Source organism: Bdellovibrio bacteriovorus (assembly GCF_001592755.1).
In the GTDB taxonomy this organism is placed as follows: domain Bacteria; phylum Bdellovibrionota; class Bdellovibrionia; order Bdellovibrionales; family Bdellovibrionaceae; genus Bdellovibrio; species Bdellovibrio bacteriovorus_E.
On sequence record NZ_LUKF01000001.1, the window covers coordinates 514,864 to 541,169 of the forward strand.

General features: G+C 44.7%; 20 protein-coding genes. 7 read left to right on the top strand and 13 right to left on the bottom strand.

The features are described from left to right. Positions 1-44 precede the first annotated feature (44 nt). Positions 45-2,450 (top strand): endopeptidase La, encoded by a 2,406-nt coding sequence (lon, locus tag AZI85_RS02590; protein ID WP_063242587.1) that lies wholly within the window; start codon positions 45-47, stop codon positions 2,448-2,450. 88 nt (positions 2,451-2,538) lie between these two features. Here the strand turns inward: lon and AZI85_RS02595 are convergent, their stop codons facing one another. After that, entirely contained in the window at positions 2,539-3,162 is a 624-nt protein-coding gene (locus AZI85_RS02595; protein WP_253720802.1) for a L,D-transpeptidase, read from the bottom strand. Positions 3,163-3,282: 120 nt separating this feature from the next. Here AZI85_RS02595 and AZI85_RS02600 point away from each other — a divergent pair, with 120 nt between their 5' ends. Both AZI85_RS02600 and AZI85_RS02605 read left to right on the top strand, forming a co-directional pair. Beyond that, positions 3,283-4,404, top strand: a complete 1,122-nt coding sequence (locus tag AZI85_RS02600) for a hypothetical protein (RefSeq protein WP_063242588.1) — start codon at positions 3,283-3,285, stop codon at positions 4,402-4,404. 65 nt (positions 4,405-4,469) lie between these two features. Beyond that, complete coding sequence (locus AZI85_RS02605) at positions 4,470-5,771, top strand: MFS transporter (RefSeq protein ID WP_155723894.1); 1,302 nt, start codon at positions 4,470-4,472, stop codon at positions 5,769-5,771. Here the strand turns inward: AZI85_RS02605 and AZI85_RS02610 are convergent. After that, positions 5,761-6,252, bottom strand: coding sequence for a hypothetical protein (locus AZI85_RS02610; RefSeq protein WP_063205710.1), 492 nt, complete (start codon positions 6,250-6,252; stop codon positions 5,761-5,763). The genes AZI85_RS02605 and AZI85_RS02610 overlap by 11 nt on opposite strands. Before the next feature lie 271 nt (positions 6,253-6,523). On the opposite strand from AZI85_RS02610, the gene AZI85_RS02615 reads away from it, so the two are divergent. Continuing rightward, positions 6,524-7,723, top strand: coding sequence for a patatin-like phospholipase family protein (locus AZI85_RS02615; protein WP_063242590.1), 1,200 nt, complete (start codon positions 6,524-6,526; stop codon positions 7,721-7,723). On the opposite strand, the gene AZI85_RS02620 is transcribed toward AZI85_RS02615, so the two are convergent. The 10 genes from AZI85_RS02620 to AZI85_RS02665 all read right to left on the bottom strand — a co-directional run bounded on the left by AZI85_RS02620 (position 7,720) and on the right by AZI85_RS02665 (position 18,925). Next, positions 7,720-9,648 (bottom strand): transglutaminaseTgpA domain-containing protein, encoded by a 1,929-nt coding sequence (locus tag AZI85_RS02620; RefSeq protein ID WP_063242591.1) that lies wholly within the window; start codon positions 9,646-9,648, stop codon positions 7,720-7,722. The genes AZI85_RS02615 and AZI85_RS02620 overlap by 4 nt on opposite strands. Then, positions 9,645-10,589, bottom strand: coding sequence for a DUF58 domain-containing protein (locus AZI85_RS02625; protein ID WP_063242592.1), 945 nt, complete (start codon positions 10,587-10,589; stop codon positions 9,645-9,647). Before AZI85_RS02625 ends, AZI85_RS02620 begins: the two co-directional genes overlap by 4 nt. Then, positions 10,525-11,439 (bottom strand): AAA family ATPase, encoded by a 915-nt coding sequence (locus AZI85_RS02630; protein WP_063242593.1) that lies wholly within the window; start codon positions 11,437-11,439, stop codon positions 10,525-10,527. The genes AZI85_RS02625 and AZI85_RS02630 overlap by 65 nt, the downstream gene beginning before the upstream one ends. Positions 11,440-11,576: 137 nt before the next feature. Further along, positions 11,577-13,037 (bottom strand): NADH-quinone oxidoreductase subunit N, encoded by a 1,461-nt coding sequence (locus tag AZI85_RS02635; protein WP_063242594.1) that lies wholly within the window; start codon positions 13,035-13,037, stop codon positions 11,577-11,579. Then, entirely contained in the window at positions 13,037-14,590 is a 1,554-nt protein-coding gene (locus tag AZI85_RS02640) for a complex I subunit 4 family protein (protein WP_063205722.1), read from the bottom strand. Before AZI85_RS02640 ends, AZI85_RS02635 begins: the two co-directional genes overlap by 1 nt. A gap of 3 nt (positions 14,591-14,593) precedes the next feature. Then, positions 14,594-16,507, bottom strand: coding sequence for an NADH-quinone oxidoreductase subunit L (gene nuoL / locus AZI85_RS02645; RefSeq protein ID WP_063242595.1), 1,914 nt, complete (start codon positions 16,505-16,507; stop codon positions 14,594-14,596). Between the two features lie 28 nt (positions 16,508-16,535). Continuing rightward, positions 16,536-16,859 carry an NADH-quinone oxidoreductase subunit NuoK gene (nuoK, locus tag AZI85_RS02650; RefSeq protein ID WP_041875668.1) on the bottom strand — a complete coding sequence of 108 codons (324 nt, stop codon included), beginning with the start codon at positions 16,857-16,859 and terminating at the stop codon, positions 16,536-16,538. Then, complete coding sequence (locus tag AZI85_RS02655) at positions 16,849-17,385, bottom strand: NADH-quinone oxidoreductase subunit J (RefSeq protein WP_063242596.1); 537 nt, start codon at positions 17,383-17,385, stop codon at positions 16,849-16,851. The genes nuoK and AZI85_RS02655 overlap by 11 nt, the downstream gene beginning before the upstream one ends. Positions 17,386-17,395: 10 nt before the next feature. Next, the gene (locus tag AZI85_RS02660; RefSeq protein ID WP_063242597.1) at positions 17,396-18,553 is read right to left on the bottom strand and encodes a complex I subunit 1/NuoH family protein; all 1,158 of its coding nucleotides are present in this window, start codon (positions 18,551-18,553) and stop codon (positions 17,396-17,398) included. 3 nt (positions 18,554-18,556) lie between these two features. Next, positions 18,557-18,925, bottom strand: coding sequence for an NADH-quinone oxidoreductase subunit A (locus AZI85_RS02665; protein ID WP_063205729.1), 369 nt, complete (start codon positions 18,923-18,925; stop codon positions 18,557-18,559). 121 nt (positions 18,926-19,046) lie between these two features. Between AZI85_RS02665 and mfd the strand changes: the two genes are divergently transcribed. Next, positions 19,047-22,571 (top strand): transcription-repair coupling factor, encoded by a 3,525-nt coding sequence (gene mfd / locus AZI85_RS02670; protein WP_063242598.1) that lies wholly within the window; start codon positions 19,047-19,049, stop codon positions 22,569-22,571. Here mfd and AZI85_RS02675 read toward each other — a convergent pair. Further along, positions 22,568-23,323, bottom strand: a complete 756-nt coding sequence (locus AZI85_RS02675) for a hypothetical protein (protein ID WP_063242599.1) — start codon at positions 23,321-23,323, stop codon at positions 22,568-22,570. The genes mfd and AZI85_RS02675 overlap by 4 nt on opposite strands. A 181-nt stretch (positions 23,324-23,504) precedes the next feature. Between AZI85_RS02675 and AZI85_RS02680 the strand changes: the two genes are divergently transcribed. Then, on the top strand, positions 23,505-25,049 hold the full coding sequence (locus tag AZI85_RS02680) for a glycoside hydrolase family 3 protein (protein ID WP_253720804.1): 1,545 nt from the start codon (positions 23,505-23,507) through the stop codon (positions 25,047-25,049). 235 nt (positions 25,050-25,284) lie between these two features. Next, positions 25,285-26,247 (top strand): hypothetical protein, encoded by a 963-nt coding sequence (locus AZI85_RS02685; RefSeq protein ID WP_063242600.1) that lies wholly within the window; start codon positions 25,285-25,287, stop codon positions 26,245-26,247. Positions 26,248-26,306: the final 59 nt, after the last annotated feature.

Sequence of the window (26,306 nt, forward strand, 5' to 3'; positions counted from 1 at the left end):
TTCATACTAGAAACATAAATGCCCGCATTACGCGGAGGAGCGGTATGAGTTTTGACGATAAAGTCCTAGAAATCCCACAGACACTTCCTATGTTACCTGTGAGAGACATCGTTGTATTTCCGTATATGATTATTCCGTTGTTCGTAGGCCGCGACGCCTCGATCCGCTCAGTGGAAGAAGCTTTGGCGAAGAATCGTTTGATCTTTTTAGCTTCCCAAAAAGACATTTCCGAAGAGAATCCGTCTCCTGACAACATCTACACAGTAGGTACTGTGGCGATGATCATGAGAATGAGAAAACTTTCTGACGGTCGCGTGAAAATCTTGATCCAAGGTGTAGCTAAGGGTCGTGTTAAGAATTTCACGAAAACATCTCCTTCTTTCGAAGTGGCTGTAGAAAAAATCGAAGAAATCCCAACACAAAAAACTGTTGTTGAAAATGAAGCCCTTATCAGAACAGCGAAAGAGCATATCGAGCGTATCATCGCTTTAGGTCGCCCTCTTTCTCCAGACATCTTATTGGTGTTGGATGATGTTTCTGATCCAGGTCGTATCGCAGACCTTATCGCTTCTAACTTGGGTATCAAAGTTCAAGACGCTCAAAAAGTTCTTGAGACTTCTGATGCTACAGAAAGACTTAAACTTGTTAACGAGATCTTGGCTCAAGAACTTGAAGTCATGCAGACTCAGCAAAAAGGTCGCACTGGTGGCAAGGAAGACATGTCCAAGTCTCAACGCGAATACTTCTTGCGCGAGCAAATGAAGGCTATAAAGAATGAGCTTGGTGAAGGCGATTCTAAATCTGAAGAGATGGACGAACTTCGCGAAAAACTTGTGAACGCGGGAATGCCTCCACAAGTAGAAGCTGAAGCTTTGAAACAGCTTGGACGTTTGGAGCGTATGCATCCAGATGCTTCTGAAGCTACAATGGTTCGCACATACCTAGACTGGATGGCGGATCTTCCTTGGAGCAAAAAATCTGACGACGTGATTGATCTTAAACGTGCCAAAGAAATTTTGGACGAAGATCACTACGAACTAGAAAAAGCTAAAGACCGTATCATGGAATTCTTGGCGGTTAGAAAATTAAAGCCGAACCTTAAAGGCCCAATCCTTTGCTTCGGTGGTCCTCCGGGCGTAGGTAAAACGTCTCTTGGTAAATCTATCGCTCGTGCGATGGGTCGTGAGTACTTCCGTATCGCTCTTGGCGGCGTGAAAGACGAAGCAGAGATCCGCGGTCACAGAAGAACTTATGTTGGTGCAATGCCTGGTAAAATCATCCAAGCACTTCGCCAAGCTAAGACAAACAACCCAGTTATCGTTCTAGATGAAGTTGATAAATTAGGTTCGGACTTCCGTGGTGACCCATCAGCAGCAATGCTTGAGGTTTTGGATCCAGAACAAAATGCAACTTTCCGTGACAACTACTTGAACGTCGATTTCGACCTTTCAAATGTGTTGTTCATCGCAACAGCTAACGTGTTGGAAAATATCCCACCAGCTCTTCGCGATCGTATGGAAATCTTGAACATTCCTGGTTACACAGAGAACGACAAACTTTTGATCACGAAGAAACATTTGATCAGAAGACAAATTGAAGCCAACGGTATCACTGAAGAGAACATCAAGTTCACTGACGAAGGTATCAAGTACTTGATCGCGGGTTACACTCGTGAAGCAGGTCTTCGTAACCTCGAGCGTGAAGTCGGTTCTGTCTGCCGTAAAGTGGCTAAAATGGTTGTGATGGGTGAAGCTAACTTTGTCGAAATCACTCCAGCAGTGGTTCCAGAGTTGTTAGGTCCTCCACGCTTCCAACGTGACGACAAGTTTGCCGACTCTCAAGTAGGTGTTGTGCAAGGTCTTGCTTGGACACAAGCCGGTGGTGAAGTTCTTACTATCGAAGCTTTGAAAATGAAAGGTAAAGGACATCTTGCATTGACGGGCCAACTTGGCGACGTGATGAAAGAGTCAGCTCACGCAGCAATGTCATATGCTCGTGCTCACCAAGAAGAATTGGGTATCCCTGAAGACTTCTTTGAAAAGTACGATGTGCATGTTCACTTGCCAGCGGGTGCAATCCCTAAAGACGGTCCTTCTGCAGGTATCACTCTTACAACAGCGCTTGTAAGTTTGATGACAGGAACTCCAGTTCGTCACGATATCGCGATGACTGGTGAAGTGACTCTACAAGGTCGCGTACTTCCAGTCGGTGGTATCCGTGAGAAGTGTTTGGCAGCTTTGAACCTAGGTATTACAAACATCATCATCCCGATGGCTTGTAAGAAAGATATCGCTGATATCCCTAAGGTCTTCAAAGACAAGATCAACTTCATCTTCGCTGAAAACTTAGATGAGGTGTTCGCGGTCGCTTTCGATAAAGAAGCGAGAAGCCAAGACAAGAAGACAGCAACGAAAAAAGATCCAAAAAAATCGAAGAGCTTGGCTGCTTAATAGTAGCCCAAGCCCATCGCCCCTCCCAAAAATAGAAAAGGACCGAGAAATCGGTCCTTTTTTATTTTCAAAATCAGAATTTAAATATCTATTCGTGAACCGTGATCCAAGTTTTGTAGATGCCATGTTCGCGCACTAGACGGTTGAACTTGAAAGCATTGTCTGGATGAACACGAATGCAACCATGAGAAGCTCTAGAACCTAGCTTTTTCCAGTTGCTAGTGCCCGTTCCATGAATCGCAAATCCACCAGAAATAAATACTGCGTAAGGCATGTTGCCAAGACCGTTGTAATCCCCACCCGGATATTTCGTAGAAGTGTATTTGTCATAGATACGTCCGTTAGGATGAGTATCAAAGTTCGGAGTTCCATGACCTGGAGTTCCTGTAGAAACTGCCCACGTATTCGTGTGAACACCATCGATATACAAATACATTTTTTGTTGTGATCTAGAAACTTGCGCCCACACTTTGCAAGAACTGCGATAACAAGAAGGACCCATCGGGCCGATCAGGTTTTCAATAAACGGAGAAGAGCCTGTTTCTTCGAAATAGATTTGATCCATTTGTTGAAGAGTTTCTTCGATATTGGCATCAAACGGATTAAGTTCATCCATCACGTTTTCGTTGTCCGCAACTTCCACCTCTTGGGCTTGCGCAGAGATTGCCAACGAAGAAACTAAGAAGAACGCTGTCATTAAAGATTTAAACATTTGACCCCCTTCAAGTCAGAGGTCGAAATATCGATTGTGTTACGGTTTGGCAATGAAGATGTTGTAAGGAACGCGCCGCTCTTTGATGACACAACATACCTTTTTATTTAGCATTCAATAATGAGCAGAACGAAACCAGCACGCGGCGAAAATGCGGTGGAATCCCTTGGGGAAACCTGGATTTTATCAGGAAGTACGGGTCAGGATAAACACCAAGGGTCGTACGTAAAACTAAAGATCGCGCTGGAATTTCCTCACCAAAATGTTCGACTGCGTTTTGTAAGAGAATCTGGCTGGTCTGATTTCGTGAAAGGTTTGGGCGTCGTAGAATGCCAAACCGGCGATAAAACTTTTGATGATTTGGTCTATATTAATACCGACAGCCCGCATATCCACAGACTTCTTAAAAGCAACTCTTCTTTGCGTCAGGCTATTGGAAACATGCTTGCCAATGAAGAAGTTCAATCTGTTGAAGTTGAAGATGGACAGGTATTTCTTCGCACACGAGCTTATGGAAAACAGCGAAACACAGAGGGCGCTTGGGGCGCAATATTTCCTAAGATTGATTTTTCATATCAGTTTGAGTGCTACAAAACCACAGCTACAAATCTCATCGAATTTAGAGAAATTCTGCTTCACAACTGGGGACACGATGCTTTCAATTGGGATGGAAGAGGTATCGCCAAGGGTCTTATATTAAATGCCATTGGCGTCACCTCTGCACTGCTCTTAATGTATTTTTTAAATAAATTCCTTATTGAGGATAAATACGGACATCTCGTCGACTCACTTCAGTTTTTTGTCTATGGTATTTTACCCAGTCTTATCACTTTTGTTATCTTGATAGGCCTAGGATTGTTATGGATGAGAGGTTCATCGTGGACCTTACGATTTCTTATTCCGTTTCTGATCTTGTCGTTATTTATCTCTCCGGCTTTAGTATATTCTGGTGCGAAGTATATTAATTATGCGGAGTCGACCTTCTTCAAATCCGTCGATGCTCCTATCTATTCGTTCGAAGTCGTGCTTCGTAAATCTAAAAATTCATCTCGATACGTGTGCATGGTTCAAAGTCAGAATCCCGTCGAGTCCCAAAAGATATTGCGCGAGGATTACTATCCTGAGTTCTGTAATGAGTTGAAGCAAAAAAGATCTATGTCGAACCTCTTCTATCACTATGAACTTCAAAAAGGAAAACTTGGTGCGTACTGGTACACAAGCAAAGCTGTCGTCACAAAGTAATGCGTTAACACAATACAAATTGAAACTATCCCCATTGCTTCCTTCATGAGATAAATTGAGTCCGCTTGGATAAATACAAATACGAAACAACAGTCAAAGGTTTATGGGACGTTACCGGGATGGTTTCTCTCGGAGTGATTCTTGTTTTTTATTGTTACTATCTGACGGGAATTCTTCATTTTGAAACCTCGCAAACAAAAGAATCGTCATCAGGCCTTAGCGTTGTCGCCTCCTACTTAAGCTTTGCTACGGGATTTATATTTAGGCCTTTAGGTGCGATTTATTTTGGTGCTCTAGCGGACACCGCGGGCAAAAAACGCGCCTTGGTGAAATCCTTTAAGATGCTAGGGGTTGTTTCTTTATGCATGGCTTTGCTTCACGAATCGTACATGCCAGCAAACGTAGTCTCAGTATTCGTGATCATTGTTCGCTTACTGCAAGGATTTGCGACCGCAGGAACCGTTACATGTGCTATTGCCTACATCTATGATTTGGCGCCCACTTTAGAAAAAGGACGTTTTACTTCTTGGCTTCAAATGGCAGCTCCATCTGGTTATTTGATTGCGATGGCCATTGTGATTCTATTTAAGCTATTTGTGTCTGCTGAAGATTTGGGAATATGGGGCTGGAGAGTTTGCTTTCTGTTGAGTGGTCTTATCTATCCCCTCGCAGTTTACATCGACAGAAAATTTCCCGATGTACCTTTGACCTATGACCGTGAGACCTCAGCGATCAGCCATCTAAAAAATCTTTTGAGCGACAAATCAGCGCTTAAAAGAATCTTTACGTTTGCACTTTTTATCGCCATTAACGTGGGTGTTCTTGCTTATTTCTTTAATCTTTACCGACTCTATTTCTTAGGCCCTCTGTTAAAAGTCCCATCCGATGCCATCGGATTTATTGTAGCGATCTCAAGTTTGTTTCTGCTGCCGCTTTATCCTCTTTTCGGAGTTATTTCTGATAGAGTGGGTCGAACAAAAATGTGCCTGGCCGGGGCCTTTTTAGGAATTGCGGTGATTTTTCCTTACTTTTATTTTATGCAGAAATTCGCGGGTGTTGGCGGGATCGGCGCCAATAAAGCAGCGCTGATTATAATTATGGTCCTCACCGGATTTGTAATCACACTTAGTTACGCCCCCGTTGTCGCTTTAGTTTGTGATTCTGTGGAGCCTCGTTATAGAGCCGTCTCTTTCGGCGTTATCTACAATATCGGCTTTTCGTTTATACCGTCCCTGCTGCAAATCGCCGGGAGCTATTTCTATGATAAGAATGCTTCGATCTATGGCGGAATTTATGCGGCTTTGATTGTCGCTACTTTAGCAGGCGGAATCAGCTACCTGATTCGCCCCAAAAGAACTACTGCTTAAAACCTTTAAGGCGGTCGTTTTCAGATTCCAAAACACGAACCAGAGTCTTTAGATCTGCCACTTCGTCTTTCAGTTGAAGAATAGTTTCTTCTTTGTCTTGAAGGATTTGGGTGTAGGCTTTTTTAAGTTCGTTCAGAAGTTTGTTGGCAGCGGTTAAGATGGGCTCATCTTTGTTGGCCTTCATTGATTTATCTTGAAGGTCCTGAGCTTTCAGAAGGTCGTCTTTTGAAGAAGCGGACATAGTGTCGTTACCTTTCATCATTCCATGATGAGCACCCACCAAGGCGTCGCTGTCTTGGGAGGGGCGATGTACTCGTTGATGGGTACCCATCGGTTCGTCCATGATGAAGTACTTGCCGTCTTCAAATCGGAATTTGATGTCGTCAGCTTTGATTCGACGGCGGAGTGTGCTCACACTAATTTTGTATTTAGTAGAGTAATCCGTTAGCGGTAACCATGAACCAGTTGCTTCAACGTTCATCAAATTTCCTTACTAGCCAAACTTTTCGGGGTGGTCGCCCTACTCAGCTTGCGTATCCAACATTAACACACGACTTCGGTCTGTCAAATTTTGTGTGAGTAGTTATCCAAATTCAACAAAATTCAGGACCTTGATCTGGCTATCCACAACTTTTTTAGCCTATCCAACTAGACCTTCGTCTGACTAAGCAACCCTAAGTCATGGATTTTCTTAAGTTCCAAAGAATCCTTTGCCCGAAAGTCCAAGAACTCTCATACTTAAAGATAACACTATGCGGATTAGAGATAAGAAAAAAGTGGCCCTAGTATTAAGTGGAGGCGGCATTAAAGCGGCGGCCTTTCACATTGGGGTTTGCTTAGCTTTACAAGAAAAAGGCTTTCGCTTTGCCGGAGGTACCAAAGAGATGGTGCGTCAGAACTTCGGTGAAGACGATCCATTTACAATCCGTCTTTATGTAGGCTCTAGCGCCGGCGCTTTCGTAGCTTCAATCCTTGCCGCTGGCTACCCGATTGAGTCCCTCGTCAACGCATTCCAAATCGGTTCGGGCAGTCATCCTTCTTTTGATAAGTCGGATTTACGGTATTTAAAACCCATCAGCTACCGCGATATTTTTAATTTAAACTCCAGCGGTTTGTTGAAGTTTATTCCGCGCACTTTGATGGAAAAGGCCTTGGTCACCGGTGGTCTTGAATCCCTTTTAAAAAACGGTCTTAAGTTAAACGGCCTTTTTTCAACCAAGGGTATTGAAGGCTATTTGCGCAAAGAGGTTTTGCTGGACAATGACTTCGCTCGTTTGGGTGTGGGTCTTTTTATTATCGGAACCCAGTTAAACCACACCCGCAAAGCCATCTTTGGTAACTTCCCGGAATCCTATAAAACGGAAAACACGAAATACATCAACTACGCAACGATCAGTGATGCCGTGGCTTGTTCAACGGCCTTGCCTCCGGTCTTTGCTCCTTACGGAATCAAACGTCCCGACGGAAAAGAGATGTATTATTATGACGGCGAAATTCGCGACACTCTTTCCACGCACGTGGCGGCAGATTATGGCGCGGATCTGGTGATTTCTTCTTTTTCAATTCAGCCTTATCACTACACGGAAGAGATGGGTTCGTTGCATGACTATGGAATTCCACTGATCGCAAATCAGGCTCTTTACCAAGTCGTTCAGCAAAAAATCATGCGCCATATTCAATACAAGAATGACATTCGCGGTATCTATAACGCCGTAGATGGTTACTTCAAACAGATGAACTTGCCGGCTGAGCATCGCGACAAACTGCTTGAAATCATTCGCAATCGTGTGAACTATCGCCCGGAAGTGGATTACATCTATATTGCTCCACGCCCGAACAACTATGAAATGTTTTTCGTTGATCACTTCAGTTTAAATCCAGAGATTTTAGCGCGCATTGTGCGTATCGGATTTAAATCCGCGATCAACGTTCTTCGCCACTACGACGTTTAGTGGCTGCGAATTTCATTTTTCCAGTTTGTTAAAAGCTCTTTGCCCGACGAAGCTGTTTTACCAGCATAAGTTTGTTCGTCATAAAACGTTTCGATTTCTTGAAGAATCATTTTCAAATAAGGAAACTGTGCCTGCAGCTTTTTTAGAAACTCCAGCGGAGGCTCTGAATTTTCGCGCTGGATATTCTTTTTTTCGGCCCACTTTTCCACGGCTTGCAACAGAACTTGTGCTTCATTAAGGTTTCTTTTCTGTTTGAAAAGACTGCGGAAAATTAAAACAAGTGCGGCAATAACAACGACAAGTAAGAAAGTGGATTGAATTCTGTAATTCAACAAAGCACTCCAAAAACTTTGTTGAGACGTTTTATCAAAATCGATAAGGAAATAAGTCCATCGATAGTTGATATCTTCCACCCAAAAACTGACTTCATCCCATAGAAGAAAATCTTCTTTCGCTGGCGGACGCCAATCCACGGCGCGCGCAAAGGCCCGCTGATCTTCTTCCGAAAGTCCAAAAAATTCTTCTGCACCGATCACCAAACGAAGAGGCGCAACCCATAAAGTTGGATCGATTCGCTGCCACTGTCCTTCATTAAAGATTTCAACCCAGGCGTGAGCATCTTTTTGCGAAACTTTCCAAAAGTTGCCCAAAGGATTAAAACGGCCGCCTTGATATCCGACGATCACTCGCGCGGGAATTCCTAAGGATCTTGCAAGAGTCGCGTAAGCTCCCGCAAAATGCTCACAAAACCCTCGTTTTCTTTCAAAAAGAAAAGTTTCTAGATCGTTTGGACCATAAACGCCGGGAGATAGCGTGTAGACGAATCCGTTATCTACAAAAAGTTTTTGCAGTTCTTCGACCTTTTGGGGAATAGAAAGATTTCTGCTTAAGACACCGTCGACCCATGCGTGAACACGTCCTTGTACGGGAGGAACCTGAAGATCTTCATCCTGCGGAGTCGCTCTGTCCTTATAGTCATGCTCATAATATCCCCGATACATTGAAGATTTATTTAATGGCCGAATTGACCGATAGATGTTCTGAGGAAGCGCTAGAACTTGATTCACGTCTAAGTCGACATGCTTTGTTCCCTCTAAAACAAAAAGATAGAGCTGAGATGTGGGCTCAATTGCGACCTCATAAGTTGGCAAAGATTTATAGTCTTCTGTTGAAGGAGCTCTAAATCCCAAGCGTCGCGGACGCCAGCTCAAACCCCGCGATTGAGTCAAAACCGATCCACGCCAATAGAGATCTACCGATTTATTTATCGGCAGATTTTCAATCTTGGCCCGAAATGCTGTTGCCGTGTTCGTTGCAAGTTCCGCCACCATCCCGGGGTTTATTTCATCGGTAAAGCCAATTTCTCCGAACTGCGCAGAACCGCGCGACATCGCCCACGGTAAAACAAAGCGCGGAAAGGCAAAAAATAAAATCACAGCCATCGGCACTGAAAGAATGAATATCTTTAATAGTACTTTCGCGCGAGCCGGCAGCGATTCAGGCAAGAGCGAATACCAAAGCCCGACAAAGGCCAAAACGGAAGGAATTATCCAATATATATCTAAACTAAAAAGCGCCTTCACTGAAATCAAAAGAAAGCCCAGAAGGATCACAAATTTATGATCGCGTTCGTTCTGATAGTCCATGATTCTTAATGAAGAAAGAGCTAACAAAAATGTATACGCGGGCTCCTGGCCAATCAAAGTGCGAAATTGAACAAGCACTTGAATTAACAAAAGAACACTTAGGATTCCCGTGGCCTTTCTAGATAAAGGTTTCCACTGAAGATTTTCTACGCCCCACTTCCAAAAAAGCATGACGAAGCTGAAAACAGCTATCCATGCTGAAACCTCAAGCGCTACCATCGCCATGGCGATAATAAATGAAACGGCGAGTGCTTTCTGAGAGTAGAACCTTTTTGTCATAAAAGATCTTCCCTGCTTAGGTGAGCAAGGACCTCTAGGCACATCTTGCGATGAGCAGAACTTTGATCTTTAGCGATATGATGCTTTCCGACTTCGAGAGAAAATGAATGGCCTAGCTTGTGTGCTTCATCAATCCACAAACACAGTTGCGAAATTCTTGCTTCTTCATCATGCAAATGAGCTGTCTGTTTCCAAGAAAAATGCAGCGAAGGCTTCTCGGACTCTTCAAAATTTTTTACAAGCAGTTCCTGCCTGCGTGCTGTCGCTTTCCAATCTATTCGCCTTAAAGAATCCGTGCTTTGGTAAGTACGATGCTCCCTGAATAAGCCTGTATTTTCACTGTCTGTTTCCGCATAAGAGTTTTGTGGAAAAGCCTCTTCGCCTTTTCTTGCCGGATAAACTGTGATTTCTCGAGGAGTTTTAAAGACTCTCCACGCTCTTAACAAAGAAAAAGGAAATGTACTTTGAACCGCTATTCTGGGAAGAAGATGTCGGCCGCGTTTTTTAAAAACAAAGGGAACAAGAACCACGTCTTCTTCCTGTGGCTCAAGATCCGTGCGCGAAGAGGTTTCAGGATACTTTTCGAAATAGCTTTCGATCTGAAAACACGGCGACTTTGCATTATTTTTCAATGTTACGCTTAAGGCCGATGTCTCGTCGCAAAAAGCTTCGTCAATGTGAACATCAATAACATCAACGCCATCGACATTTTTATTGGTGATAAAAGTTCCTGTGAAAGCCACAGAGATTAAGAAAAAGAAGAAAATGTAAATCAAATTGTTGGAGTATCCAACCGCCATAAAAAATAGAACTAGCGACATCAACCCAAAGGCGACGCCAAATCCTGTCGGCAGAATATAGGTTCGCGTTTTCTTTTTAGACAGGAACTGGCGTGCTTTTTTGTAAAGCCCCTGCCCACTCACGGCCGCGTTTGATGCCATGATTGCCTCCAAGACGATGTCCTAATACAGGAATCAAAACTTGTTGAACATCTTCAGGTCGTAAATAGTTTCTTCCATCCATAAAGGCCCAAGCCTTCGCGGCTTTCGCTAAAGCCATTCCTGCACGAGTTGAAAGTGGTGCTCCTTCAAATCCGGGACGACGAGATCGCTCTAAAAGATCCGCGATGTACTGAGCGACATTAGCGGACACTTGCACTTTTGTAACTTCAATCAAAGCTTCTGCAATTTCAGTTTCACTAAATAGCGGATGAATTTTTTGCAGCAAATGTCGAGGATCATCACCTTGTAAAATGCGCACTTCGGTTTCTTTAGAGGCCGGATGTAGTTCTAAACTCATTAGAAAACGATCTAGCTGACTTTCTGGTAAAGGAAAGGTGCCGGTCTGTTGATGCGGGTTCTGAGTTGCGATCACATAGAATGGATGCGGCAGTGGCCAGGTCACACCTTCAACAGACACTTCGCCTTCTTCCATCGCTTGTAGCAAAGCACTTTGGGTGCGCGGGCTTGCGCGATTCAACTCATCCGCCATCACCATCTGTGAAAATAACGGCCCTTGATGAAAAACGAATTTATGTTCTTGCGGATGATAGATCTGTCCGCCAATTACATCCGCTGGTAAAAGATCAATCGTGAATTGCACGCGACGAGTTTTTAATCCGGTGAGCTTCCCTAGCACCTGAACAAGAGTGGTTTTTCCAACTCCGGGCAAGTCTTCAATAAGCAAATGGCCGCCCGCCAGAAGGCAGGTGATGGCCAAACGAATTTCAACATTCTTATCCAGAACGACCTTCGAGGCCTGAGCAATGAGTTCGTGAAACTTCTGATTCATGCTCAATAAGGATATTAGGTCTTACTGCACGGGAGTAGCTATTCCCCGAAGTCCCGATGAAAGACTAGCGATTTACAAATAAAAAAGCCCTGGTAGTTGCCAGGGCTTAGTATGTTTTTTATCGAAGTGCAGTCAGCTTAGAACAAGCTTTTTTCTACAGCCGAGAAAATCGGGCCAGAGACAAATCCCATGATCACAATCGCTAGAGCCATGATCACAGTCGTCACTGTTGTTGCATTCAGTGAATGACTTGCAACTTCCGCGTTACCTTCTTTCATGTACATAACAACGACCGGGCGCAGGTAGTAGTAAACACCAATCACAGAGCTAATCATACCCCAGATCGCCAACCACAACAGACCTTCACCGATAGCCGCGTTGAACAGATAGAACTTACCGAAGAATCCAAGAGTCGGCGGAATACCTGCTAACGATAACAAGAACACCGTTAAGCAAAGAGCTAACATTGGTCTTTGTTTCGCAAAGCCAGCAAGGTCATCCACGTTCACGATGTGGTTCTCTGATTTTTCAAGCATGCTTGCAATCGCGAACGCACCCAAAGTCATCAAAGCATAGCTTAGAAGATAGAAGATAACTCCCGAAGCACCGAACGCACCGTTATCGCTAACGCCGGCCGTGATGATACCGATCAACAAGTAACCAGAGTGCGCTACTGATGAATACGCAATCATACGCTTAAAGTTATTCTGAATGATCGCTGCCGTGTTACCCAAGATCATTGTGATCACAGCCAACCATTGCAAGATATCAAACAAGTGATCTGAACCGATCAAAGACTTCGTTGCAATCACACGCAAGAAAGCGGCGAAAGAAACTGTCTTAACCGCTGTCGCCATGAAAGCCGTGTGCGGAGTTGGAGCCCCTTGATACACATCTGGAGTCCAAGCATGGAATGGTGCAATCGAAACCTTAAAGCAGAAGCCCAAGATAACGAAAGTGATACCAAACAAGAAAAGACGACTAGTTTGTACTAGCTCTGCCGCGCTATCCATGAATGCCAGGATGTTTGTTCCACCCGTTGAACCGAAGATAAATGCCACACCATAAAGGAACAATGCCGAAGCAAAAGAACCCAAGATGAAGTATTTCAAAGCGGCTTCTTTAGAAAGCTTCTCTTCGTGGCTCATCGCAATCATCAGATACAATGCCAAAGACATCATCTCTAGGCCGATGAAAACCATCAAAAGATCCACAGCAGAAACCAGGATCAACATACCTACAGCAGAACTCATCGCTAAGAAAATCAACTCAGAGAACTGTTTTCCTGTCGTCGATGGATTTTCATACATCATCACCATCGCCGCTCCCGCAGCGCCCAAAGCAATGATACCCATCCACTGAGTCACACCGTCAAAGATAAGACCGTTATTAAACGCTGTCTTACCGCCGCCACCAAACACAATCAAAAGACCAATCGCGATCACAATACCGATAAGGGCTTGCGCCAAAGTCACAGCATGAGGTTGTTCGCGGTTGCCGCGAAGAACTTTAGCCGTGATCGGAATCAAGCTTACTAGGAACAAGGCGATCATCGGAGAAATCAACAAAACGTCACTAAGACCGATATTCATATTCATTAGTTACCTCCTTGCGCGTGCTGAGTGGAAGTTGCGCCAGGCTCTACAATCGTCAGGTTATAGTTACTTCTGTTGTTCACTAGATAATCAATACTTGCCTTTGAATAGTTCAAGAAATGATTCGGGAAAAGACCCATCCAGAACACCATGATAACAAGAGGAACAAGAACCGCGATTTCACGCGCATTCAAGTCGTGAAGTGGGTGATGTTCGTCTTTCACCAACTCGCCTTTTTCGCCGAAGAATACGCGTTTGAACATCCAAAGCATATAAACGGCTCCCAAGATCACACCTGACACCGCGAAGTAAGCAAATACTGGTTCTGCTTGGAAAGTGCCAAGAAGAATCAAGAACTCACCCACGAAACCGTTCGTCAATGGAACTGCGATCGAAGACAAAGTGATGATAAAGAAAAAGATTGTGAAAAGCGGAAGAACTCCTGCTAATCCACCGTACTTGCTGATTTCACGAGAGTGCGTTCTTTCGTAGATCATACCGATCAACAAGAAGAGTGCACCTGTAGAAATACCGTGGTTCAACATTTGATAAAGACCACCGGACATCCCGTAAGCATTGAATGCAAATAGACCGACTAAGATGTAACCCATGTGCGACACCGAAGAGTACGCCACAAGTTTTTTCACATCCGGTTGAACCATCGCAACCAGGGCTCCGTAGATGATTCCGACTGTACCGATCAACATGAACAACCATGCCCAGTATTCAGAAGCTTCTGGGAATAATGGAATCACCCAGCGCATGAAACCGTAAGTACCCATCTTAAGCATCACACCGGCTAGAATTACAGAACCTGGTGTTGGGGCTTCAACGTGGGCATCAGGCAACCAAGTATGAACTGGGAATGCCGGAACTTTGATCGCAAAGGCCAAAGCAAACGCGAAGAACAATAAAGTTTGAAGGCTGAAGAATGTCCCACCTACAAACGGAATTTTAAGTTTGTAGAAATCAAGAAGACTTGCACTCATTGTGCCTGTCGCTTCTTGAGTTAGGTACATCATATAGATGATCGCAACGAGCATCATCACAGAGCCAGCGAATGTATAGATGAAGAACTTCACGGTTGCATAGATACGACGAGCACCACCCCAGATACCAACCATGAAGTACATTGGTACCAGAGAAAGCTCCCAGAACACGTAGAAGAAGATCGCATCCATTGCCAAGAACGTTCCAAGCATCGCTGTTTGCAGAACAAACATCGCGACGTGGAAGCCTTTAACTCTTTCTGTGATCGACGTCCAAGAACCCAAGATGATGATCGGTGTAAGGAACGTCGTTAAAAGAACCAACCACAACGAAATACCGTCGATACCCATGAAGTATTGAATGCCGAAGCGCTCAATCCACATGAACTTTTCAACCATCTGAAGGCCTGCAGAGTTCGGATCAAACTGTCTGAACAATGCTAAGCTCAAAATGAATTCAACGATTGAAAGGCCTAGGGCCAAGTGACGAATTGTATTCGACTTTGGCCAAACAGCGACGATCAACGCGAACAAAAGAGGTAGGAAAACAATGCTACTCAGGATCATACATTACCTCATGATCACAAATGAAAGAGCCACAACAACACCGATACCGATGTACATCGCGTACTGTTGCATATTACCAGTTTGGATAGAGCGAACGAACGAGCCCATACCGCGAGCTAAGTCGCCGGCCAAGTAAGTCGCTTTATCGATGAAATTCACATCGATGTAATACCAAGTGTTTTTGCTGATGCTAACAAGTGGATTGATGATGAATCCGAAGTAAGCTTCATCAACGAAATATTTGTTATACACAAGGTTGTACACAGGCTTGATGCTGTCGGCGATTTTCTTCGGAGTCTCTGGAGACTTCACGTAGAATTGGTACGCTACGATCGCAGAGATCAAAGCCAAACCAACAGAAACACCCATCAAAGTCCATTCCGTCGTGTGATCAATCGCTGTCCAACCTGGGATTGGAGAGATCATTGGATGCAACCAGTGCTCCCACACGTTTGGAAGGTGACCCAAATGTTCACCGATCACGTGAGGAATACCGATCCAACCACCGATCACAGAAAGAATACCTAAAACGATCAATGGAATCGTCATAAGCGCTGGAGATTCATGCGGGTGAACATCGCTTGGAACGCGGCTCTTACCCCAGAATGTCAACGCCATCAAACGAGTCATGTAGAACGCTGTCAAAGTCGCACCCAACGCCCCCATCGCCCACAAGATCGGAGAACCTAGTGGAGAGTTGAACGTGTAAGCTAAGATTTCATCTTTAGAGAAGAAACCCGCGAACGGCGGCATACCGATGATCGCAAGCCATCCCAAGAAGAACGTCACGTGCGTGATTGGCATGTACTTTTTAAGTCCGCCCATCTTACGTATATCTTGTTCTTCGTGCATCGCATGGATCACTGAACCCGAGCCCAAGAACATCAGGGCTTTAAAGAATGCGTGAGTCATCAAGTGGAACATCGCTGCTCCGAAAGCACCCACACCGCAAGCCAAGAACATGTAACCAAGTTGAGAGACTGTTGAGTACGCTAGTACTTTTTTGATATCCCATTGGGTCATACCGATTGTCGCTGCTAAAACGGCTGTCGCCGCACCGATGATAGCAATCACCATCATTGTGTTCGGAGCCATGATGAACAACGGATTCAAACGCACGATCATGTAAACACCGGCAGTTACCATCGTCGCCGCATGGATAAGAGCGGATACGGGTGTTGGACCGGCCATCGCGTCTGGAAGCCAAACATACAGTGGAATCTGTGCCGACTTACCTGTTGCGCCGATGAAGAGGAACAAAGTTCCCAAAGTCACCGCACCCAACCAAGAAGCCTCTGCTGTTGTTGGCGCCAAAGCATTCAACTCAGAGAAATTCAAAGTTCCGAAAGTGATGAAAAGGATGAACATTCCAAGTAGGAAAGCAGCGTCACCCACACGGTTTGTGATAAAGGCTTTCATACCAGCTGCAGCTTTTTCTTTGTCTGTGAACCAGAAGCCGATTAACAAGTAAGAGCAAAGACCAACGCCTTCCCAACCCACGAACATCACAAGCAAGCTGTCGCCAAGAACTAGCAACAACATGTTGAAGATAAAAAGGTTCAGGTAAGCAAAGTATTTTGCCGCACCTTTATCGTGGTGCATGTAACCGATCGAGAATAAGTGGATCAAAGTACCAACGCCCGTGATCACCAAGATCATGATAGAGCTGATTTGATCAACAACGAATCCGGCATTAACTTTAAACTTATCAACTGCCATCCACTCAAAGAAGCTCACCGCAATTTTGCGAGATTCCGCTGGCATCGCAACAACGTCTAACACCAATAAGATCGCGCTGATGAAAGAGATCGCAATTGCTGATGTGGCAATCACACCCGCCACGTTTGCAGAGTGCTTTTTATAACGAACTCCGTTGATCAAGAAACCAACGAACGGAGCTAGGATCAAAAGGGCCATTAAAAGAGAATGATTCACGGCTGCTCCCTTATCCTTTCAAGTGTTCAAAGAAGCGAATATTCACTTCGTTAAAGCGTTTAAAGATTGAAACGGCCAATGCCAAACCTACCGCCGCTTCTGCCGCGGCGATTGTCATGACAAAGAAAACCATGATGTGACCATCAAGAATGCCTAAGTACTTGCTGAATGCGATGAAGGTTAAATTCACAGAATTCAACATCAACTCTACAGACATCAAAAGTACGATCACGTTACGGCGAAGAAGAACTCCGGCCATACCCATCATGAACAAAAGTGCTGCCAGAACTAAATAGTGAGTCAGGCCAATGTTGTTAATGAAATCAGTGTTCATGTGTTCCACCTTTACTGCGCGCTAGAGCCACCGCACCAACTGCGATCACTAGCAAAAGAACGCCCAATGCTTCAAAGCCGAAGATGTATTTAGAAAACAAAATCTGGCCCAACTGTTTTGTTGTTTCCATGCCTGTTCCCGCAGTCACTGGGTTGTCCGTAGTTTTTTCAGTCAAAAGACCTACAGACATCGCAATGGCGCCGACAACCAGGCCTGCCAACAAACCTACGGAAGCAATTTTAACTGCTCCAGAAAACTTTCCCTTCGTGAAAGCTTGAAGATCTTTCTTCAAGTCGAAGAGCATGATCACCATGACGAAAAGAACCATCACGGCGCCGGCGTAAACGATCAACTGAACACCTGCAATAAAGTAAGCATTCAAAGTCACGAACAACGCGGAGATACCCACCATCGTCATCGCCAAACAAAGCGATGAATAAATCGGGTTAGATAAAAGAATGACACTCAGGCCGCTGACCAGAGTGACAATCGCTAAGAACCAAAAAAGAAATGCATCTGCTGTCACGTTATTCTCCTCACAAAGATGCGATGTAGATCACAAACGCGGTAATGATCGTGTTTGCTAGCGCCCAAGGAAGCAAAGTCTTCCAACCGAAATCCATCAATTGGTCATAACGGAAGCGTGGAAGCGTCCAACGAACCCAGATGAAAACCCACAAGAAGAATGCAAACTTGATATTGAAAACAAGGAAGTGGATCAATGCCACCAAAGCACTTGCCCAGCCCGCAGAAGACGTTACCGAAGCCGCCCACTCTTGAACTTGTTCAACGGATACGTACGGAATACCGTAACCACCGAAGAAGAACAAAGCCATCAAGCCTGAGGCGATCATCATGTGACCGTATTCACCGATGAAGAACATGTTGAATTTGAAGCCGCCGTACTCTGTATGGAAACCGGCAACAAGTTCAGATTCACCCTCTGCCAAGTCGAATGGAAGACGATTTGATTCGGCAAATGCTGTTGTGAAGAACAAAAGAGCTGCCAATGGTTGATAGAAAATCCCCCAGTTTGGAAGCCAACTTGCAGTGATTGTGTGACCCAAGAAGACGAATTGAAGGGGACCTTGTTGAGCCACCGTCATGTCTTGAAGGTTGAACGTACCGTAAAGCATGATCACGCCCACGATAGAAAGACCCAAAGCCAACTCGTAAGAGATTGTTTGCGCCGAAGCACGAAGAGCACCCATCAAAGAGTACTTATTTCCTGAACCCCAACCCGCCATCAACAAAGTGTAAGCAGCCAAAGAAGAAACACCCAAGATGAATACGATACCAACGCCGATATCATAACCTTGAACCAAGAAAGTGTACGGACCCCAAGTAGATCCAAACATTTCAAATGTTCCTACTTGAATCGGTGTCGACATTGGGATGGCAGAGAACGCCACCGCACCTGGAATCAACGCAAATACCGGAGCTGCATAGTACAACAATGGTTTTGCGGTATCTGGAACGAAGTTTTCTTTCGTCAAGAATTTCACAGCGTCAGCCAAAAGTTGCATCAAGCCCAAAGGTCCTACGCGGTTGGGTCCCAAACGATTTTGAATGAATGCGGAACCACGGCGCTCTAGCCATACAAGAATAGGAACTGCTTGAACCATCATCAAAAAGATGACGACAAGTTTTAAACCGTTAACGGTAATTTCAAAAAGATCTTTACCCATTCCCATTGATTAGTCCCATTCCAATGCTTTTGATTTTACTTCCCAGAAAAGTCCGAAGATGAAAATTCCGATGAAGACCATCATCGAAATAAGCACGAACAGACCTTGTCCTGATGATAAGAAATCACGGAAAGAAGTTGCCCATGGATACATGAAAATGATCTCGATATCGAAAAGGATGAAGAGGATCGCAGTAAGATAATACTTTACTGAAACCTTTGTATCTTTCTTATCAAGAGCAGGAATACCGCACTCGTAAGGCTCGTACTTGATAGAGTTATAAACGGGTTTGCCGCCTGTTTTGGACGCGACCCATACTAAAAATGCTCCGAATAGAGCGATGAAGATGACGATGAAAATGACTCCACCGAGTGGCACTGTACCCCTCCAAAGTTGTCGTTATTATTTGGATTTCAATTAGTTATATATGTGTCGTCTGTGAAAACCAAGAAATATGAATGGAAACAAGGCGATAAGCATGGCAAGATGAGCCCACCGAATGAAAGCCGAAATGACTCATACAAGGCTTGAATCCATCCTGGAAAGGGCCTTCGAAACAACACGCGGAAAAATTCAAGTGACCGGAGCTGCATCTCCGCTCGCGCTTGCTTACTTTTTGTCGCAGACTTACTCTAAAAAAATCAACAGCTTGCCGCACTTAGTTGTTGTTAGCAGTCTTTCCGAAGCGAACAAACTTCAGCAGCTTTTAGAGTTCTTTGACCCATCTCGTCACAGCACGATTTTACCTGCTTTCGATGTTTCACCTTATTCCGGTCTTTATCCAAACTCGAGAGTCGTTAGTGATCGCGTTCGATTCTTGTCTCGAGCCCAACAAGCGAAGGCTGGAGAAATCTTCATATCTGTTTCTGACGCGCTGACACAAAAGACTTTGCCGGTGAAAATCCTGAAAGAATATTCGCGTCTTCTAAAACCCAGCGACGAACTTCCTGAAGACATCGCAGAGTATTTAAACTCGCTTGGCTATTCTTCAGCACCGATGGTGGAAGATAAAGGTCAGTATGCTTTGCGCGGAGGTATCGTTGATATTTTCCCGCCGACAGAAGATGAACCGGTTCGCTTAGATTTATTCGGCGATCAAATTGAGTCTATTCGTCACTTCAATGTTTCAGATCAACGAAGCACCGATGAAGTTGCTTCATTCGTCTTAACTCCAGCGCGCGAGATTCTTTTCCGCGATGAAAATCACGAAAGACTTTTGCAAAGAGTCCGCGCGATGATTGATGGCCGCGAGGTTGATAAGGCCGAGGCCGAAGAAACTCTGCGCTCTTTGGTTTTAAAAAACTCATTCCCTGGAATTGAATTCTTACTTCCCTACTTTTATGGAGAACTTGCTAGTCCGCTAGAACATTTTTCATCTGCGGTGAATGTATGGTTTTTAGATCCGATTGAAATTTCCAGATGGACAGATGAAGTTTGGGCCGAGATTAAAGCGGACTACGCTTCAAGCACGCAACACGTGATTCGACCTGAGTTGGAATTACTTTACTCTCCATTTGAAACTTTAAGTTTCCCTGCCGGATCGCGCGAAGTTTATTTCTCTTCATTAGAATATTTAGAAAACGCCGAGACCAGCGAAGATGGCAGAGTCGAATATCGTACGGCACTGACTCAAGACTTCACGAACCTAAGTTTAAATAACGCCGTTGGCTCTGAGATGTGGCTGCAGGCGGCTACCAACAAGCTGAACAAATGGCGTGACGACGGTTATCGCATTTTCATTGGTACGAAAAATCAATCCCACATTGAGCGCTTAAAATTAATCTTTGATAAGCTGGGTCTGAAGGTCGCACGCGCGAATGAAGATGAGTATCGTTGGGATTCTTGGTTGATGGAGCAAGACAGTGCCACTCATCTTGTTCACGTTATTCCTCGCTATCTGACTGAAAGCCTTCGTCTAGACGAAGAAAAAGTTATTTTCCTGCGCGATGAAGACTTCTACGGAAAGAAGCAGCGTTCTCGTGAATCTTCCGGTGCGCAAGACTTTCAAAAGCAAGCCAAGCGCCTGGCGTTCGGTGATTTAAAACCGGGCGATCTTGTTGCCCACGTTAAACATGGTGTGGGTCAATATGAAGGTCTTAAGATCATGAATATTGGCGGGGTCGAGTCTGAGTACATTCAGGTCGGCTACAAGGATAAGGATAAACTTTATCTTCCTGTTTACCGTGTGGGCCAACTACAGAAATTCTCTGGCGCGGCAAGCACAACAATTCTTGATAAACTGGGTGGCACCGCTTGGGAAAAGACCAAAGCAAAGGTTAAAGCCCACGTTCGCGATATCGCGGCTGATCTTTTGGCTCTTTATGCGAAACGGGCTGAGCTTCATCGTCCGCCTTTTGTGTTTAAAGATAGTGAAATTCAGATGTTTGAAAACAGTTTCCCATATGAGGAAACTGACGATCAAATGCGCGCAATCAACGACATCATGCGCGACTTAAAATCCACAAAACCGATGGATCGTTTGGTCTGCGGCGATGTGGGTTTTGGTAAAACCGAGGTCGCTATGCGCGCGGCCTTCTTTGCTGTGCAAGCTCGTCGTCAAGTCGCTTTACTCGCTCCGACAACTGTCCTTACATTCCAGCACTTTGAAACTTTGAAAAAACGTTTTGAAGGTTGGCCGGTGGATATCCGAGTTTTAAATCGCTTCGTAACTCCATCGGAAGTCAAAAAGACTTTGCAGGATCTTAAAGACGGCAAGGTTGATATCATCGTCGGAACACATAAGTTATTAGGATCAACAATTCAGTATAAAGACTTAGGTCTTCTGATTGTCGATGAAGAGCAAAAGTTCGGTGTTACTCATAAAGAGAAAATTAAAAAGATGAAGGTCAGCGTTGATACTTTGACCTTGTCGGCAACGCCCATTCCTAGAACTTTGAATATGGCCTTGGTGGGAATTCGCGACTTGAGCTTGATTAACACGGCTCCGGTCGATCGTTTGCCAACGCGTACCTTTGTCACAAAGTTTGATGAAGAGACGATTCGTAAAGCGATCACCGCTGAAATTTCTCGTGGTGGCCAGATTTATTTTATTCACAATCGTATTGAATCTATCTACGGGTTGGCGGATGAAATTCGCAATATCGTTCCCGAAGCACGTATTCGTATCGGTCACGGCCAGATGGAAGAGCACGAGCTTGAAAAAACCATGCTTGCCTTTTTCCATCACGAAATCGACGTCCTTATTTGTACTGCGATTGTCGAATCAGGAATGGACGTGCCAAGAGCGAACACGATGTTCATCGATTCCGCGCACATGTTTGGGCTGTCTCAGCTTTATCAATTGCGTGGCCGCGTAGGTCGAAGCAAAACGCGCGCTTATTGTTATCTGATGATGCCGCGAAATCGCAAACTCGATAAAGAGCAGCAAGAGCGCTTAAAGATCATTCAAGAGAACACCGCTTTGGGTAGCGGTATTAAGATTGCGCAGTACGATCTTGAGCTTCGCGGCGCCGGAAATATTCTGGGCGAAGAACAATCCGGTCATATCAACTCTGTCGGTTATGAAATGTACATGGATCTTCTAAATGAAGCGTTGGCTGAAGCTAAAGGCGAAGCCGTCGACGACATGGAACTAGATCCAGAAATCAACTTGCGCATCCCTGCGATGATTCCTGATAACTATATTTCAGATATTCGCATCCGCCTTAGCTACTATAAGGCCTTGGCAGATATTACGTCGAACGAAGATTTGGATCGCATCGAAGAAGAATTGCGCGATCAGTTCGGCGCTATCCCTGAACCGACTGTGAACTTGATGGGCTTGATGTTAATTCGCCGTCAATGTAAAGAGTTGGGTGTACGCGATATCAGCGCTGGCGTAAAATCTGTTTCGTTGATCTTCACTGAAAAAACAAAATTGAAACCAGAGACGGTAATTCAATTGGCGGTTCGTGAAAGTAAGAAATATTCTTTAACTCCGGACAATCGCTTGAATATCAAGCTGCCGAATATCTCATGGTCTGCCGTTCACGAAGAACTCGAGACTCTTTTGAAGCTAATTTAAAATTCTAAGCGAAGACCGGCGCCGTAAAGAAAATCCGTCGTCGTGTCGGGATCATCTTCTGCTGAAGTGGCGGCATATTGTGTGGCGTACACATCGATAAAAGTATTTTCTAAACCCCAGTTAAATGTGGTTTGCTTTGCGGTTTGATAATCCAACCAATCAAGCTGCAACAAAAATCCGATGGTGTAATTAAATCCCATTTGTGTTGTCGCCGAAAAAGAATCTGTTGGCGATGACTCTGAAAGACCCATTTGCCAGATATTCAGTCCCAGATAAGGGGCTACGTAGGGCTCGGCCATAAAGTTATCGGCAACAAATTTTAATCCAATTCCGTACTTAGTAACTTCTAAAGAACGATCAGAGCCCGAACGATTGTCTTCAATTTTACCCATGCCATAGTCTAAACCCAGCGCCAATGCGCCTAAGGCAAAATTATATTTATAATCAATACTCACACGGATCAGGGGAATGGGATCAGTCCCAAAAAGATCGCCGTAACTTAAATTATCTAAAGTCGAGATATAGTTTTTTAGATCCAGGCCTTCGTAATCAACACCGAAATACATGCCGTGGGTCTCGCGTCGTTCCTTGTAAGGCGCAAGGTTGTCTTGAACAACTTCGACTTCCACTAACGGAACATTTTCATCTTGAGGTGTCGACGGAAGAGCTTCTTCTTGAGCGAAAGACAACGATCCCGCAAGGACGGCAAGAACGAAGCAGACTTTGGATATCAGACTTAGGTGCAATTTCATGTTGTCTCGCAAATATCGCCTACCTTCAAAAGTGGCGAATGATATTCTTTTATCTATGAGCAAGTATATCAGAGATTTAAATCGAATTTTGAGTGTTACTCTGCTCGCGCTTCTCTTTCCCTACCTTGTGCTAGCTGCCCCGACCACCCTTACACAAATAATCGATAAAAAGATTGCCGCCATGACGGTTGAAGAAAAAGTGGGACAGCTTTTTATCGTTGGATTTCCACAGAAAACTGTCACTCCTGATTTGGAAAAATTCATCGCTGCCAATAAGCCGGGTTCATTTTTACTTTTCAAAAGAAACATTCTTTCTATTGAACAAATCAGAAATTTGAATACGCAGTTGTATCGAACAAGCTTTAAGTATTCAAAGCTTCCGCCCTTGATCTCTATCGATCAAGAAGGTGGGTCTGTCTCTCGTTTACCTATTTATCCCGCTCCACCAAATGCTTTGGCCATTGGGCAAACACAGTCGCCGTTGCTAGCGGAAGAAATGGGTTATCAAACAGGACTCTTTTTGCGCGAAGTCGGATTCAACATGAATCTTGCACCGGTGCTAGATGTGACCGATCCCTTAAGTGGGAGCTTCATCGGTGTAAGATCTTTTGGATCAGATCCCGATGTTGTGAGTGAGCTGGGTGTTGCCTACTCTAAAGGTTTATTAAAAGCGCGCGTGATTCCTACGGCCAAGCATTTTCCAGGTACGGGTAATCTTAAAGCCGATCCACATCTTAGTGTGGTTCAGAATAATTCTTCTTTAGAGGCTTTAAAACAAACAGATCTTAAGCCCTTTGAAGCCTACGCGAAACTGGGTGATAAAGTTGCTTTAATGCTTTCGCACCTGATCTATCCGGCTTTAGATAAATCTCGCGAACCTGCGAGTTTTTCAAAACCCATTGCTCAAGATCTTTTGCGTGAGGAAATGAAATACAAAGGTTTGGTAATTACTGACGATCTTCAGATGCAGGGATCAAAACAACTTCTTCGGCCTGAAGTCGCGGCTTTAAAGGCACTTCAATCAGGCGCTGATATCGTTATGCTGACTTGGTCTTTTGCAGATCAAGGAAAAGCTTTCGAGTTCGTTAGAAAAGCGGTGCGCTCTGGTGATTTCAAAGAAGATCTTTTGAATGAAAAGCTTCATCGCATCTTAACAGTTAAGGCCTTCGCTAATCTGTACCGAAAGAACCCAGCCTTACCTTCGTTGACTCAAGGTCTGACATTAACTTCGAAAGATTATTCTGAGGTTGAAGCCAATATTCTTGATCAGAATCTTCGCACAAACTTAATTCCGCGCGCTCTGCCCGGCAAGAAGGAGCCACAGAAAAGAAAGGTCGCTTCCGTAAATAAGGTGTGCGTGCTGGCACCCTCAAGCGCCTTCATCTCTTCGTTTAAAAAATCGGCTGGTAGACCGGTCTCATCAAAATATCTAACTGGCGATTTTAATAAAGATCTTGCGACAGATTGGATGACCACAATGAAGTGCCCCCTTTCTGTCATTGCGATCACCGGTCCGAAAACCGCAGCCCTCGTAAAGTCTCTGACCGCACAAGAAAAGAAATCCGTCATCGTCGTGAATCTAGGTGCACCTAAATTATTAACCAAAGAAAAAGGCTACCTCCGAGTCCTTCAGCTTTACTTCAATCACAAAGACTCGGGCCAAAAAGTAGCCCAACACCTCGACGACATCTTAGCCTCCTCCGCCGCATCCTACGTCCTCCGCTAAGGTACCAGCTTCCCTTTCTAAAAGGTACCGGGTTACCAAAAGTCCCCCTGGCACCTTTTGGGTGACTAAACTTTTGACAGTAAGGGCGCGGGATGTCGCTCTGGAGGTCGACGTTTCGGGAGAGCTTAATATGTATGGCTTGGAGACGAATTTAATTCGTCTTCAAGGGTCTAAATCCCGGTATGAATGGGTCTGAATTTGCATTGTCTCTTTATAGATTTAGAGAGGCGGTAACGTGTCTGGAATTAAACTAGTATCAAAAAGTCTTTTGGCATTAGCGCTACTTCTTTCTGCGGGCCTAACATTTCACGCGGTGGAATCCGAAGCGGCTCGCAAACAAACACGCAAATCAGCGGCCCGAGCTGTTCGTAATAAGGGAACTCCGGCAGGAGTTTTTGCCCTTTATCAAAACCCTGTTTTTGGTTACGGAAAATGCTTACCTCGTCTGGTTGAATCTGCCGACACGATTTTAGATCGCAACGGAATTGACACCGTTAAGGCTAACGACAAAGAAAAAATCGCGCTGGCTAAAGGTGTCGCGCAAGTCGAGCGCCTTTTAGGTCAACCGATTCCCCGCGATTATCAATATGACTATCAATGGATCGAAGCTTCAGGCCCTTGGAACTCTGGAATTTCTCGTCGCGGTTTCGTGACTGTAAAGCGCCCTCGCGGATCTCTTAAGGGTCAGCTTACGGGCCGCATGATGCATGAGTTGGGTCATCGCTTTGGTCACGCTAACAACAACGAAAACTACAACGAGTACCGCAAGCACATGCGCGGGAAAAAATGTATGATCACGACTTATTGTGGAAAAAGCTTGAATGAAGAATTCGCGGAAGTTTTCGAAGCCTATGTGGTGAATCCTGATTTCTTGGCTAAGCACTGCCCGGATTCATATGCTTACTTTAAGAATAAGCTTTTTAGAAACTCAGACGATTTAAATGTATCGTGTGAAGATCCAGATTCTATCTTAGAGCATGACGAAGATGATGACATCAACGCGGTTGAAGATTCAGATGAAGAGCAAATTGATGAGAGCAATGATTTCAAAATGCTTCTTCCAGAGCTGGGACCAGTTCCAGCGGAGAACCCACGTTTCTCAAATATCGACTACTCGGTAACTCCACCAGAAGCCGCAGTTCCGCTTTCGGAAATGAAGATCCCAGCGCCGGCGGCGCGTCCACGCGGATTAAGATAGTCTTCATGTCTTAGAAAAAGAAAAAGGCCCTCTTTTCAGAGAGCCTTTTTTATTTTTCA

Excerpts from the sequence above, each read along its gene's own strand:
- AZI85_RS02625 (WP_063242592.1), bottom strand. The coding sequence starts at position 10,589 with ATGGCATCAAACGCGGCCGTGAGTGGGCAGGGGCTTTACAAAAAAGCA.
- lon (WP_063242587.1), top strand. The coding sequence starts at position 45 with ATGAGTTTTGACGATAAAGTCCTAGAAATCCCACAGACACTTCCTATG.
- AZI85_RS02630 (WP_063242593.1), bottom strand. The coding sequence starts at position 11,439 with ATGAATCAGAAGTTTCACGAACTCATTGCTCAGGCCTCGAAGGTCGTT.
- nuoK (WP_041875668.1), bottom strand. The coding sequence starts at position 16,859 with ATGAACACTGATTTCATTAACAACATTGGCCTGACTCACTATTTAGTT.
- AZI85_RS02615 (WP_063242590.1), top strand. The coding sequence starts at position 6,524 with ATGCGGATTAGAGATAAGAAAAAAGTGGCCCTAGTATTAAGTGGAGGC.
- AZI85_RS02620 (WP_063242591.1), bottom strand. The coding sequence starts at position 9,648 with ATGACAAAAAGGTTCTACTCTCAGAAAGCACTCGCCGTTTCATTTATT.
- nuoL (WP_063242595.1), bottom strand. The coding sequence starts at position 16,507 with ATGGCCCTTTTGATCCTAGCTCCGTTCGTTGGTTTCTTGATCAACGGA.
- AZI85_RS02610 (WP_063205710.1), bottom strand. The coding sequence starts at position 6,252 with ATGAACGTTGAAGCAACTGGTTCATGGTTACCGCTAACGGATTACTCT.
- AZI85_RS02595 (WP_253720802.1), bottom strand. The coding sequence starts at position 3,162 with ATGTTTAAATCTTTAATGACAGCGTTCTTCTTAGTTTCTTCGTTGGCA.
- AZI85_RS02675 (WP_063242599.1), bottom strand. The coding sequence starts at position 23,323 with ATGAAATTGCACCTAAGTCTGATATCCAAAGTCTGCTTCGTTCTTGCC.
- mfd (WP_063242598.1), top strand. The coding sequence starts at position 19,047 with ATGAAAGCCGAAATGACTCATACAAGGCTTGAATCCATCCTGGAAAGG.
- AZI85_RS02640 (WP_063205722.1), bottom strand. The coding sequence starts at position 14,590 with ATGATCCTGAGTAGCATTGTTTTCCTACCTCTTTTGTTCGCGTTGATC.
- AZI85_RS02635 (WP_063242594.1), bottom strand. The coding sequence starts at position 13,037 with ATGAATATGAATATCGGTCTTAGTGACGTTTTGTTGATTTCTCCGATG.
- AZI85_RS02680 (WP_253720804.1), top strand. The coding sequence starts at position 23,505 with ATGACGGTTGAAGAAAAAGTGGGACAGCTTTTTATCGTTGGATTTCCA.
- AZI85_RS02600 (WP_063242588.1), top strand. The coding sequence starts at position 3,283 with ATGAGCAGAACGAAACCAGCACGCGGCGAAAATGCGGTGGAATCCCTT.
- AZI85_RS02660 (WP_063242597.1), bottom strand. The coding sequence starts at position 18,553 with ATGGGAATGGGTAAAGATCTTTTTGAAATTACCGTTAACGGTTTAAAA.